Below are 13,522 nucleotides of genomic sequence, written 5' to 3'. Positions count from 1 at the left end.
ATATTTTATCATTCCTTTATAAATGAACAGTATGAATTTCGGTATTTTTAGACTACTGGCTATTTCTTACTTACTTTTAATTACAACAGTTGCAGAAGCACAACAAGGTTTACCGGATTGGGCATTGGGTCCTTTTATCAGACCAGAAGGTGCTAACCCCGCCATCTCTCCCGATCCGACAAGTACTTTCTTTGATCCAATGAGCAAACAAGAAGTAGCTTGGGAAGCAAGCGATGTTTTCAATCCGGGAGCCGTCGTAAAGAAAAATCGAATCTATGTGCTGTACCGTGGCGAAGACAAATCCGGCACGGGGATCGGCAAGCGCACTTCGCGCTTAGGCATTGCCGAAAGTAAAGACGGTATACGCATGAAACGGGAAAAGAAACCTGTCTTTTATCCAGATGAAGACGATCAGAAAGAAAATGAATGGCCGGGCGGTTGTGAAGATCCACGTATCGCTGTTACAGCGGACGGTCTTTATGTGATGCTCTACACGCAATGGAACCGAAAGGTTGCCCGCTTGGCCGTAGCGACCTCTCGCGACTTAAAAAACTGGACCAAGCACGGACCTGCTTTCCAGACTGCCCATAACGGTAGATTTAAGGATCTCTTCTGCAAATCGGGCTCTGTCGTAACGACATTAGAACATGGTAAGCAGGTCATTACCAAGGTCAATGGAAAATACATGATGTATTGGGGCGAGCGTTATATGAATATTGCTACATCGGACGATCTTATCAATTGGGTACCCACCTTAGATGAAAAAGGCGACCTAGATTTAGTTGTCACACCGCGAAAAGGATACTTCGACAGCGATATGACGGAATGCGGCCCTCCTGCTCTCCTGACCGAACAAGGCATTTTGGTGCTGTACAATGGTAAAAATAAAGGGACCGATGGCAGAGATACAAACTATACGGCCAATACATATGCCGCAGGCCAGGTATTATTTGATCTCGACAATCCTTCGAAGGTTATAGCACGCCTGGACAAACCTTTTTTTGTACCCACCGAACCTTTCGAAAAAAGTGGCCAATATCCAGACGGTACAGTTTTCATTCAAGGACTTGCTTACTTCAAGGACAAATGGTTTTTGTACTACGGCTGTGCTGATAGTCAAGTAGGTGTCGCTATTTATGACCCCAAAAACTAAAATTATAAAGAATCCATTTATTAAAAATCAATATTATGCTTAAAAAATTATTCCTTTTGTTGTTAATCGCCTGCTCGTTGCAGGTCACTATTGCCCAACATAAAGAACTGACGGATTTTCCGAAGGGCTATTCGCCGGAGGAAGTTGGCAAGCTCATCGCCTATCGTTTTGTGTATATGGGCAATGCGTTGCATGCCGGCAAATGGATTGGTTATCCGCAGACATTTTACTGGAAAAGCGGGCTTAATTTTGCAGAACTAACGAAGGATGAGCTCCTGACGACATACTTAAAAAACCGATTTGAACTCTTGTTTGGCAAAGACAAGGAGTTGCTCCCCATTAAGAACCACGTGGATCTGAATATGTTCGGCAGCCTACCTTTAACCCTATACCGCATCACAGAAGACAAACGCTACTTCGATCTTGGACTTCCCTATGCAGACACCCAATGGGAAGTGCCTGCTGATGCGAAACCGGAAGAAAAAGCTTGGGCAGACAAGGGCTATTCCTGGCAGACACGTCTTTGGATAGACGACATGTACATGATCACGATTGTGCAGAGCGAAGCCTACAAAGTAACCGGCGACCGCAAGTATATTGATCGAGCAGCTAAAGAAATGGTTCTTTATCTAGATGAACTGCAACGCCCGAATGGATTATTTTACCACGCGCCGGATGTTCCATTCTACTGGGGACGTGGCAACGGTTGGATGGCCGCAGGTGTAACCGAGCTGCTACGCTACTTGCCGGAGGACAGCGAGTATCGTCCACGTATTTTGGAAGGATACCGTAAGATGATGGCCAGCTTGAAACAATATCAGCAACCGAACGGTATGTGGAATCAATTGATCGATGAAGCAGACTGTTGGGCGGAGACATCGGGGTCAGCGATGTTCGCTTATGCATTTATCACAGGTGTAAAACAAGGTTGGTTGGATTCAAAAGAATATGCACCAGCAGCACGCAAAGCTTGGTTAGCACTGGTAGATTATGTGGATGAAAAAGGGAGCGTATCGGAGGTCTGTGTAGGCACGAACAAAAAGAACGACAAACAGTATTATTACGATCGTCCGCGCAGGACAGGTGATTTTCACGGACAGTTCCCCTATTTGTGGTGTGTGAACGCATTGCTGGAGAAGTAATAAAGATTCTTATCCATTATGTAATTGTACATGTTGATGCGCGCACGGAACATATTGCCATTGTTCCCGGACATAGTTAATATGTCAGGTGAGCTATTGACGATGTCCCGTGACATTGCCGTCAGCTACAAGGACAACGTCGTCGACGCACGGAACATCTCCGAACAGTCCCGTGCGGTCATTGATCATTCAAAGGACATTGTCGCCATGTCAGGCAACAAGTGTATTTTGACACTGCTCAAAACCAACAACTACATTGCTTTGTTGATTATGTCACTGTACATAGTCGTTAAGTACATGGTGGGCGGGGCTATGTACATGTACAAAATAGCATCTTTGAAATTATCACAAAAAGAAACAGCGTACGGACGTTATGTCATACGCTGTTTCTTATTAAAGGTAAGCTCTATCGTGAAAACACTTAGAATCAAACTATTTCACCACCACCGGATGGATAGCTTCACCGAAAATACGAATCACACCATCTGCTGAGAATTCCATATCGTTGATATAAGACGTACGTGGCCCAACACTGTTCTCATTGGCGTGCGCATGATAGATATATTTAAATCCACCATCAGGTGTAACGAAAGGAGCACCATGCCCTGTACCCACCAATCCGGTAGCTGCAGGCATATCCCTGCGTAAAATAGGATTGCCTTCATACTTCTTCCAAGGTCCCTTAGGCGATGTAGCTGTGGCATACCCGACAGCGTAATCTTTACTCTCGAAATGGTTAGCCGAGTACATCAAGTAGTATGTATCACCGCGTTTCAACACAGATGGTCCCTCCGCAATCGTTCCTTGCTTTCTTTCCCAAGGTTCTTGCGCACGAATACATTCCGTCAACGTCTCTGGTTTTATACTTGTTAAATCCTCGTTCATTTCCGCCACCCAAATCACGTTACCTCCCGTAAAGCGTACATAGTAAAGGTATGGTGTACCATCCTCATCCATATAAAAATGCGTATCAATTGCTTTTTCGGTCACAATTGGCTTTTTTTCTTGTTGTATAAATGGCCCCTCAGGCCTACTAGACGTAGCCACGCAGATATGCTCATCGACCGAATAGAACATGTAAAACCTATTTTTTGATTCAACGTAATAAACTTCAGGTGCCCAAAACCATCGGTCGCCCCAGGAATTCGCTGGAGATAATGCTAAATGCGCGCTACGTCTCCAATGCTTCAGATCTTCGGAGATATAAACTTCAAAACCATTCACGCGTGTACCGTAGGCATAGTATTTACCTCCGTGATATAAAACATAAGGGTCTGCAATCGGCAATTTATTTTCGATGATTTCGACATCGGTTAAGGTATCCTCTTTTTGTTCAAGGGGTGCTTTCGAATGACTATTACTTTCACAGGAATAGAATAACGCTATAGCTAAGGCAACATATTTACTGATCATGATAATTACATTTTTACATTCTTCCTCTTACTAAAAAACTGGTATTTCCGTTAATATGGGAGAAGGCGTCCCATTGTCGACTATAGGCCAACCGTCATTATCCCAATTCACTTTACCTAGCATTAAATTCCTAGAACCAACCGTATTGTTTTCTTTAATATAGCTATGATACAACATCCAATCTACCCCATTTTTATCGGTAATAATACGCGCATTATGACCGGGTCCTATATACGTATCATTACCTTGTAAGACAATCGGGTCAAAGCCAGTGGCTCCCCAAGCATCAATGGTGTTCATATCCACTCCTCCACGGCTCACGTAAGGCCCCGCTAGATTTTGAGACCGACCGACGACAACTTTGTAGGAACTATTTACCCCATCACAGCAACCACCGACGGACGCAAATAGATAGTAATAGTTTTCTCTCTTATGGATGTACGTCGCCTCGAAGGCCTTGCCGGCAACTTTCGTTTTCTGCCCCATATCCTTGACCGCCATCCCGTCGGCCGTTAGTTCGGTCATATAGAGCCCGTGGAAACTTCCCCAAAAAAGATACCGTTTGCCGTTTTCTTCGTAAAAGCAAGGGTCGATGGAATTATGTACACCAATTTCCGTACTGATAAATAGTTTTCCATTGGGGTTACCAGCAGGTGGGACAAAAGGTCCCTGTGGAAGGTTCGAAACGCCTACACCGATACCACATTTTGCTCCTTCGCCCCATTGGGAGATGGAATAATACATGACGTACTTACCGTCAAAATAATTGATATCAGGCGCCCACATACCGGGGGCATCCTTACCACTCACCACTTCGACGAAGTCAGGCCTTGTCGTAAAGACCTCACTTGGTGGCCCGATACTTCTCCAGTTAAAGAGGTCGGATGATCGATAACCTCTGACACGGCCAGAAGTCACGTAAGTATAGAACTCATTACCGACGTGGATAACCGTAGGGTCTGCATAGCTTCCTGACATAACAGGATTCTTAATGGCTACAAAATCTCCTTGTTTTAGATCCACGGTATAACTGCGTGACGATCCATCCTCGCCCTCAATTGTATATACGATAGGCTTGCTAAAATCGTGCCGCTGCACACCACTCACTTGTTTGACGCCGTTTACCTTGACGGTTGCACCTCTCTCCATTAAAGTGAATACAGGTGCCAAATCGCTGATATTTATGTTTTTAGGAATTTCATTTTCATTGGAAATCTCACCAGTTTCTTCGTTTATAATAGGCTGATAATTTTCCATTTCTTTTTCGTTAAAGCTGAAGCTTTGAAACGAATTAGCTAATACCCCTTTGGTAATAAGAACCGTATACGAACGTTGCTTCGCATCGCCAACATACAGATCATACACAACTTCTTTCGTAAAATCATTTCGTGTCTTGCCACTTTGCTGCAGCGCATCGTCAACCTTCAGTATTACACTTTCATAGTTGGTCTTGAATTCTGCTACCAGACGTGAAAGGTTTACATTGACAGGGAAGGTTTCTTTATTGCTGATAATGTTCTTAACATTATTTACATGAAGTTCGTGCTTTGTGGAGTTTTGATCCCAGACCACGAATTGCGTGATTTCACCATCTTTAATCTTATTTTCTGATTCCTTACAGGCGATGTTCATGAGCGAAAAAGCCATTACAATAAGGTATCCGGCTAATAGTCGTTTTGATTTTTTCATATAGGTTCTTGAAAATTAATTTAGAAATAGTGATATAGGACTATACTATTTCAATGTATAGTCCTATAGATCAACAGCATGATTCTTTACCACTGAATCTGTTGATCCTCATCGGGAATAAGTGTGTTCAAATCACGCTGCATAGACAGCGTACCCTCTGTAGAATACTTTACACGTAAACCAGGTATTGCCGTGTAATCTTCAAATGAATAGGCAAATGAAAGCGTAATATAAACATGCTTTAAATACGGCTTGACGGCATCCCATTCTTCTTCCATGGTATAGTAAGTAGGTTGTGCATCGTCGATCTTAAACGCATTGTTTTCCGCATTATCGCTCCATACTTCCAGCTGCCCGTCATCTAAAAATTTAACGAATACTTTATAGTACTTACGATCTAGGAAATCGACATCTCGTGTACCGGCATAAAAGAAAATTGTTTCTTCGTCAACGACGTAGGCCCGGTGCTCATTTATGGTTAAAGCTTCGTTCTTATCGTCTTCCAGAAATATTTTATAAAAACTCCCGCTATAAGCTCCCGAATACGTGTTGAAGGGCGTAATCCGCAGCATAGCGCGTTTATAATGTTTATGCGGATTCACTTGATAATTTCCTGATGGATCCTCGAGGATCTGAAGTGGTAGTACCCATTTTTCCACTTCATCGATGTCTGCCAAGGAAAACTCGATAGGTATTGTAACTAGACTTTCCCCTGCCGGTATGGTAACCGTTTCGGGCATACTATAGAAACTACTCGGTAATTCACGGAAAAACAACTCTTCCCGATGTCCGAACTGCTCGCGGTTGAGCGTCGCTAAGGTATCTCGATCTAAACCGATACGGACAACACGATCCTGTGTATTCGGTGTAGAACCGCTAATCATGATCGGTAGGTCGAACTTCACTATTCCGTCTGGCTTATAACGGACGTATGTCCAAGCCACCCCTTGCGTATTCGGTTCCGCTTTAAAGGAAACCAGCTGTTCATACTGTTCGTCTTCCCATTCATTGTTGCAAGACACGAAACTGATTAAGCCCGTGATAGCTAAAAACAGCATATATATATTCTTCATCATATCTCCAAGATTATAAGTTTATTATTCCGGCATTGTCCAGCCTGGATTTTGCGTCAGTTCTTTATTTCTTCTCAACTCATCCCAATGGATCGGCCAAAACCACATTTTCAATGTAAAGATGGAAGGTAACGACGGAATAGCTACCGGCGTATGGAAAAGTTCCTTCCTATCATCTGTTACCAATGCGTTACAACCGTATATGGGTGCCGATTCCTCATCCGGTGCATCGGCCCATCGACGTAAATCAAAGTAACGATGCCCTTCAGCAAACATCTCGATCTGTCGCTCTCGTTTTAATTTTATACGGAACTTATCTGCGTCATTGTAAACTTCTTCCGAATAATCTGGTACACCCGCACGAATCCGAACAGGCTGAATCCCTTGTTTCATTTCTGCAACACTTCGCGAGATGGTATGCGTTTTACTTCCATCCCACGCTTCAACTGTATGGCTTCCATTCAATTCATTTAACGCCTCTGCATAGATCAACAACACCTCTGTATACCGAATGGCTGGGTCAGGTTTATCTTCGATACGCGAGTCGTCATACGAAGTAACGGTCGTGTTACTAATATCATTTGGGTGCACATATTTCTTAATGCCAACACCACTTCTCGGCCAATAGGTCGTATTTTTATAACCATTGGCATATCCACGATAGTAAAATACCTGCACATTGTTGACCTCTTCTCTACTCGCTTCTCCGTTCAATAGGTGCCATGTAGCGCCATTATAACCAACAGAGGCATAGAAACGGGGTTCCCGTTGAACATATTGTTTGTGTACATCTACTCCCAAAGGACCCAATTCGGGATAGTTAGAAAGTTCCTCTTGTTTAACTAGACCGGACGGCCGAGCTTCGGTATTGTATCGCCCTTCATAATTCGCCCTGCCTGCATACATATTATTCATTCCGGGTATATCTTTTCCATCGTTCATGTAGTAAGCATCCACTTGTTTTTGTGTCATACCATGGGAATTGTATCCCTTGCCCTCTAATCTTGGCAATTGGTGCATCACCATTACTTTGATGTTTTCGCCACCTTGGTTCTGCCCACGTGTAAAAATCAATTCCGGATTTTGAAAAGCAGGAACAGTTCCGTTGAACAACGACCTATACGATTCGAAAGGGTCGATATCACGCCAGCCCATGGGCCAATTATTGTCGGAGAACTGTGCGTCATGTGGTGGTGTAACGGTTGCAGGATAAGCGATATCACCTGTAGTCCTTCTGTAAGAAACATATAGCTGATAACGACCAAGATCCATCACATCTTTTGCCGCGGCGGCCGCACGGGCCCATTTGGACTCATCATAAGTCGTCGACAATAGTGGTTTTCCTTGCTTGTCTACCAATGCCGCCGCGACATCGGCCGGTGCCTTTCCATTGTAAAGAGGGCTTGCACCAAACAGCAACACTCTTGCTCGGAGCGCTAAGGCTGCTCCACGCGTAGGTTTGGCAATCTGTTGTATACCACGGCTCATCGGAAGTGCTTTAGCTGCCTCAACCAATTCACCTGCGAGGTAATTAATACATTCTTCGTATGTATTTCGCGGTAAGGCGATATCATCGTAGCTTTTGGTATAATCAATTCCTTCATCAGGAAGTATCGGGACAGGACCAAAAGTACGAAGCAGTACCCAGTAAAAATAGGCTCTCAGAAAACGTGCTTGTGCCTTCAAGTCTTCGCGTTCAAAATCTGAAAATTCTTGATTTAAATAGATATTATTTATAAAAACCGTTGCCTGTCGGATGCCTTGGTAACCGGTGCTCCAAATCCCTTTATTCTCTCCACTAAGCCCGTTTTCGTCATATTGTCCTTTCCGCCACCGCGCGTATTCATCATTCTCATCGCCGTAATACATATCGTCGGCGAAATTGAACATCACCGACTTTTTACTGCTGACATCCTGCATGGCATTGGTTCCCAGAAAATAATAAGCACGCGCGAGCCATCTTTCGGTATAATCCCGGTTGCTAAATACATCCTCTGTCGTCATGCGCTCATCAAAGAGGTAATCTGAATCTAAATATTTTTTACATCCGCCGGCAATAAGGATTAGCCCAACAACGGATAATAGTATAGTTATTCTTTTCATTTTTTTATTTCGTTATAGATTAACGGTTACACCAAAAGCCAAGGTTTTACTTAACGGATACACTTTTCCAGTCGGGTTCCCCAATTCAGGATCCCACAGACTAAAAGGTGAAAATGTTAATAAATTTGTACCTGCAAAGAAAAGCCGTGCATTATTCACACGTATTCTGCTCACCAGCGCTTTTGGCAAAGAATACCCGATGTCTAACCGCTTTAAACGTATGTACGAACCATCTCTGATCCAAAACGTGGACCTGCGATAATTATTGGAATTGCCACCTTGACTTAACCGCGGATATTCTGCATTTGGATCTTCATTTTCGCCTAATATCCAACGGTTGCTTTGCGCGAGATCATTGAGTATATTCCCCCAGCCGCTAGCTAGCTGAAACATGTACACCGAAGTGCCTTCAATAAAATAGCTGGATTTTCCCGCTCCCTGAAAGTGTACGTTGATGTCAATGCCTTTCCAATTGGCTGAAACCCCGAAACCATAGATTAAATTTGGTCGTGTAGTTGCCCCGATGGACGCGATATCTGCATTGTCTACAACTCCATCACCATTGATATCTTTGTATTTGATATCACCCGGCATAACTTCGCCAAAGGTTTGTCTTGGACTATTACGGATGTCATCGTAATCCCTAAAAAGACCTAGTGCTATCAATCCCCGCGCCTGATCGACACGATGCCCTTTATCCAGTAAATAATCATAAATGGTGTTCTGCTCGTCTCTTTCTAAGATTTCGTTTTTACTGTAGGTGATGTTACCCCGCAGTGTAAAATCCACAGCATTCACCTTTTGTTTGAAAGCAATATGACCATCGAAGCCGCGAGCTTCGACCGCCCCAACATTAGCGGAAGGATTTGTCCCATTTTCCAGCCCCACATAGCCCGGCAGAAAATTACGTTGCATATAAATTCCCTCCCGTTTTTCATAAAAGAAATCCACGACACCATTAATGCGATCATTCAGAAACGAATAATCAATACCTAGATCTTTCTTTGTTGCTATTTCCCAAGAGACGTCAGGAGAAGATATCGATGTGTAGCGCATACCTGACCAGATATTGTCTGCGGTATAATCGCCAAAATTATAGCCGCCTGCTGGCCTTGGGATACCGTTGTCATAAATAATCTGGCCTGCATCATTTCTGGCGTATATCGTTTCAATGTTATATAAATAAGGAAAACGCACTCCATTACCGAACCCTAACCGATCGTTTCCTGTTTTACCGTGCGAATACCTAATCTTAAACATATCCACCCAATCCGCATCCTTAAGAAATGGTTCTTCCGCCACATTCCATGCGCCGGAAAAAGCGGGAAAGAAGCCAAAGCGATAGTCCCGATGGAAATTTTCAGATCCCGTGTATCCAAAGTTAAAGTCTACGAAATAGCGTTGATCAAAATTGTAGTTTACTCTTCCCGACAACCCCTGTATCCGCCGTGCAATACCATTTTTCAAGTCAGATCCGATTCCCTGGGTAAATACCAGTGAGGATTGCATATATTTAGCTATCGCGCCAAAATTATGTTTACCAATCCCCTTGTTATAGATTAAATCCCATTCGAAAAAATCCCGTCTTTCACCATCTGAACCCGATGTTTGGGTCATCAGTTGCTCCTCTTTTATGCGCTCAAATAATAAATCGCCATTTACATCCCGGTAACGATTTGCCTTCCATAGTTCTGGAAATTTGTAGCGTCTGATATTATTCCAATTCTTGGTATCGTAACCATAACGTCCTATAAAGCGAAGACCCGGTGTGATAAAATTCAAGTTTTGCTCTAAATTTAGCGTCGTCTGGATATTGTTTTGCCAATTCTCATTGTACCCGGTCATGGTAGCCTGCACCCACGGATTAAAACGATCACCGTTATCGTCACCAAATGCCGGTATCTTACCATTAGAATACATCAAAGGTTCCATAATCGGGTTGTATCCCATTAAAGCTGTCCAGATTGCATTGCTTCCTACTCCGGGGTCGTTTTGCGTACGTAGGGAGCCTGAAACCCCTGCCCGTAACAAAGTAGTTTTGGTAATATCCATATCAACTGTTAGTCGATAGGTATATCGTTTAAAGCCCGCATTGGTATTATAATCTTTTAACGCTTCATCAATTTTGTACATCCCTTGCTGATCCTGATAACTGCCGGAAACATAATACCTTGCTGTCTTACCACCGCCACTAAAACTCAGTACGCTACGCTTGCTCCAAGCTGCATCCCGCATTAAAACATCCATCCAATCGACATCGGCAAAACGATCCGTATCTAACCCATGCCGTAGAAGCTCCAATTCTGTTGGAGAATAAAATGGCTCTTGGTTTCTTGTCGTTCTCGCCTCGTTGGCCATGGATGCGTACGTATAACCATCAACAAAATCGGGCAGTTTGGTAAATTGACTGTAAAAACCTTCCGCGCGTGCATTGATGTTTACCTTGCCATCCTTCCCTTTCTTCGTATTGATCAGCACAACTCCGTTCGCACCGCGACTTCCATAAATGGCGGTGGCAGAAGCATCCTTGAGTACGGTGAAAGACTCGACATCTTCCACATTGATTTCGTTCATATCCCGCTCAAAACCATCTACTAAAACCAACGCGGCACTACTAGCCCCAAACGTGGAAATACTACGAATCCAGAAGTCGGAAACTTCGCCCGGCCTACCCGAGGATTGCATCGCCATGATTCCAGGCACCTCGCCAGCCAAAGCATCTGCCATCGATGTTGATGGATTATTCTTCAGCCGCTCCACGTCTACCGTTGTGATCGCACCTGTCACCGCTATTCGACGTTCATTTCCTGTAGCGGTTACGACGACCTCGTTGATTACACTGGCATCGGATTCTTTCATCACGACATTAACTTGTGACTGCTCTTTCAACAGTACTTCGACCTTATCGTATCCGATGTAGGTAAAAACTAACGTTTGATAACGTTTTAATTTTAGGCTATAACGTCCATCGACATCGGTAATCGCACCCATTCCTGGGGCATTACTAACAGACACATTTACACCAATCAGCGGATTCTTTCCTTCATCTGTGACGACCCCTGTTATCGTTACCTCCTCTTGAACTGCTTGCTCCTGTGCGGAGGAGATAAGGAAGGTACACAAAAAGATGAGATATAATAATATTAAGTTCTTCTTCATAATTTATCGTTAATCGTTGTCTGTCGACTCTTCTTCATTGTCAGAAATTGCATCGTCTTCGGTTTCTCGCGCGATTTTCCGGATGACTTTATTTTTACCACGCTCTCCTATGTAAAAACACTCGCGTGCTTCGTCATACGCAATAGCTCTAGGCTGATCGAAACGTGTTTCCGCACGTAAATCGCCATTGGCATAGCCAGCAGTACCGTTATTACCTCGTCCGGCAAAAGTAGTCACCCGACCTTCTGGCGTCACCTTCCGGATAGCATGATTACCCATATCACAGAAATAATAATCGTACTGTTCCCCCCCTTGTCCTTCGTAATCCGGATTCTTCACGAAAACCCCCTGTACAGGATTATCTATGCGTGCAAAAGTACCCACGCCATCTGCATATCCTCTTTGGCCTGGCATTCCCGCGACAGGATAAGGGTTTTTGAACGTTTTACGTTCGTAATCGTATTCAGACTTCATAATATAATGCCGTTCAAAATTAGTTAGATACGCATAGTCTCCCGAAGGGTGCACAACCATATAGATCGCATTGGCAGAATACGCACTTGGGAAGGCCGCTACTACTTTCTGTTCCTCAAAGTCGTACCGGAATACGCTGTTCGCACGGAAACCACCATAATACAATTCCCCATTTGTGGGATGAACCATCACGCCATTCACGCCGCGTGCATTTACAAGGATGGGATTTCCCGGTGCTGCAAAGCCATTGGCTCTGGAGAAAATATGATGGGCCACCCTGGTATCACTCGCATGATTATCAGGTAAAATCATATCTTGATTGCCGTCAATTCGCCATGCCATAGAGCTTACTCTTGACAGTCCGGTGCGGAAATAACTGACGTACTCGTTCTCCAAATCGACCAGCCTCGCATTCGAACCCTCCGCCATAACATACATGTGGTTTGGGTTTTGTGGGTCAAATGAAAACCAGTTTATATTATTAAATCCGCCACAATCGTCAAATGGCCCTTCCTTTTCTTCAAATTGGTTGGTCACCTCATAAAATTGTCCTGCAAGGGTAGAAGACAACAATTTCTTTATATAGACAAACACGTCCTTGGCCTCAGTACGCGCCACCTCCTCTCCCTCTCTATCCAATACGGAAATCTTTATATCTCCGTCAAAGGCTCCCTGTGGGACCGTACAATACATCGTGCCATTTTTCACATTAATAACTGGCGCTTGCTTGCCACCGATAACTACTTTGACGCGGGAACGATCGCTACCGAAATTATCACCATAAAGGATCAAATTGCTCCCTGCGCCCCCCTCTTTCGGAAGAAAATCCGTCACGGTGATCGGTTTCGAAGGATCAAAATCTACGACAGAATCTTCATCACTACTCTCTTTACACTGCACGAAGCAAAGCATAATCAAGGCAAGCCATATCCCATGGAAGGGCTTCCATCTCTTACTCATTTTCTCTACTTTCATATACGTTTTTATATTGGTTAAAATTTTTCTTTTAATTGTTAGCGTTACAATCAACGGTTGGCACGGAGTAAAAAAACCATTTTTAATCGTGCTGATGCAATGTTTATGTTTATTTAAAAAAGTGAGATTCTTAGATTTACCTAGTTAGTCGGCTTTACTTCATCTTCACCAATTTCGATTTCTAATTGCTGATACAATGTTAGAGAAAGACGATAGAAATAATCTGTTAAATTGTCTCATTTTTTTGCATTATTGTATCATTTAATATCAGTGATTTTAAAACACCGGGCAGTTGTTTTTCAATATGTTACAAACAAAAAAATGGGCGATGTAGATTAACC

At 43.5% G+C, this 13,522-nt stretch carries 9 protein-coding genes; 3 read left to right on the top strand and 6 right to left on the bottom strand.

Annotated features, from left to right (window positions below):
- Positions 1–31 precede the first annotated feature (31 nt).
- From C5749_RS10955 to C5749_RS19535, 3 genes are all read left to right on the top strand, one after another.
- Positions 32–1,153: a glycoside hydrolase family 130 protein gene (locus tag C5749_RS10955; RefSeq protein WP_105725981.1), complete on the top strand. Its 1,122-nt coding sequence runs from the start codon at positions 32–34 to the stop codon at positions 1,151–1,153.
- A gap of 35 nt (positions 1,154–1,188) precedes the next feature.
- Positions 1,189–2,295, top strand: coding sequence for a glycoside hydrolase family 88/105 protein (locus C5749_RS10950; RefSeq protein ID WP_105725978.1), 1,107 nt, complete (start codon positions 1,189–1,191; stop codon positions 2,293–2,295).
- A gap of 81 nt (positions 2,296–2,376) precedes the next feature.
- Entirely contained in the window at positions 2,377–2,787 is a 411-nt protein-coding gene (locus tag C5749_RS19535; RefSeq protein WP_146113737.1) for a hypothetical protein, read from the top strand.
- Here C5749_RS19535 and C5749_RS10945 read toward each other — a convergent pair.
- From C5749_RS10945 to C5749_RS10920, 6 genes are all read right to left on the bottom strand, one after another.
- Complete coding sequence (locus tag C5749_RS10945) at positions 2,728–3,708, bottom strand: glycoside hydrolase family 43 protein (protein ID WP_105725976.1); 981 nt, start codon at positions 3,706–3,708, stop codon at positions 2,728–2,730. The genes C5749_RS19535 and C5749_RS10945 overlap by 60 nt on opposite strands.
- A gap of 30 nt (positions 3,709–3,738) precedes the next feature.
- Entirely contained in the window at positions 3,739–5,397 is a 1,659-nt protein-coding gene (locus C5749_RS10940) for a family 43 glycosylhydrolase (protein ID WP_105725974.1), read from the bottom strand.
- An 86-nt stretch (positions 5,398–5,483) separates the two neighbouring features.
- Positions 5,484–6,473, bottom strand: a complete 990-nt coding sequence (locus C5749_RS10935; protein ID WP_219847966.1) for a DUF4973 domain-containing protein — start codon at positions 6,471–6,473, stop codon at positions 5,484–5,486.
- Between the two features lie 21 nt (positions 6,474–6,494).
- The gene (locus C5749_RS10930) at positions 6,495–8,573 is read right to left on the bottom strand and encodes a RagB/SusD family nutrient uptake outer membrane protein (protein WP_105725970.1); all 2,079 of its coding nucleotides are present in this window, start codon (positions 8,571–8,573) and stop codon (positions 6,495–6,497) included.
- 12 nt (positions 8,574–8,585) lie between these two features.
- Positions 8,586–11,732 carry a SusC/RagA family TonB-linked outer membrane protein gene (locus C5749_RS10925; protein ID WP_105725968.1) on the bottom strand — a complete coding sequence of 1,049 codons (3,147 nt, stop codon included), beginning with the start codon at positions 11,730–11,732 and terminating at the stop codon, positions 8,586–8,588.
- Between the two features lie 9 nt (positions 11,733–11,741).
- On the bottom strand, positions 11,742–13,181 hold the full coding sequence (locus tag C5749_RS10920) for an IPT/TIG domain-containing protein (protein ID WP_146113736.1): 1,440 nt from the start codon (positions 13,179–13,181) through the stop codon (positions 11,742–11,744).
- Positions 13,182–13,522 lie beyond the last annotated feature (341 nt).

Source organism: Sphingobacterium gobiense (assembly GCF_002980575.1).
Lineage (GTDB): Bacteria > Bacteroidota > Bacteroidia > Sphingobacteriales > Sphingobacteriaceae > Sphingobacterium > Sphingobacterium gobiense.
Note: the sequence above shows the minus strand (reverse complement) of the source record. Positions and strands in the feature narration are given on the sequence as shown.

Excerpts from the sequence above, each read along its gene's own strand:
- C5749_RS10955 (WP_105725981.1), top strand. The coding sequence starts at position 32 with ATGAATTTCGGTATTTTTAGACTACTGGCTATTTCTTACTTACTTTTA.
- C5749_RS10950 (WP_105725978.1), top strand. The coding sequence starts at position 1,189 with ATGCTTAAAAAATTATTCCTTTTGTTGTTAATCGCCTGCTCGTTGCAG.
- C5749_RS19535 (WP_146113737.1), top strand. The coding sequence starts at position 2,377 with ATGTCAGGTGAGCTATTGACGATGTCCCGTGACATTGCCGTCAGCTAC.
- C5749_RS10945 (WP_105725976.1), bottom strand. The coding sequence starts at position 3,708 with ATGATCAGTAAATATGTTGCCTTAGCTATAGCGTTATTCTATTCCTGT.
- C5749_RS10940 (WP_105725974.1), bottom strand. The coding sequence starts at position 5,397 with ATGAAAAAATCAAAACGACTATTAGCCGGATACCTTATTGTAATGGCT.
- C5749_RS10935 (WP_219847966.1), bottom strand. The coding sequence starts at position 6,473 with ATGATGAAGAATATATATATGCTGTTTTTAGCTATCACGGGCTTAATC.
- C5749_RS10930 (WP_105725970.1), bottom strand. The coding sequence starts at position 8,573 with ATGAAAAGAATAACTATACTATTATCCGTTGTTGGGCTAATCCTTATT.
- C5749_RS10925 (WP_105725968.1), bottom strand. The coding sequence starts at position 11,732 with ATGAAGAAGAACTTAATATTATTATATCTCATCTTTTTGTGTACCTTC.
- C5749_RS10920 (WP_146113736.1), bottom strand. The coding sequence starts at position 13,181 with ATGAAAGTAGAGAAAATGAGTAAGAGATGGAAGCCCTTCCATGGGATA.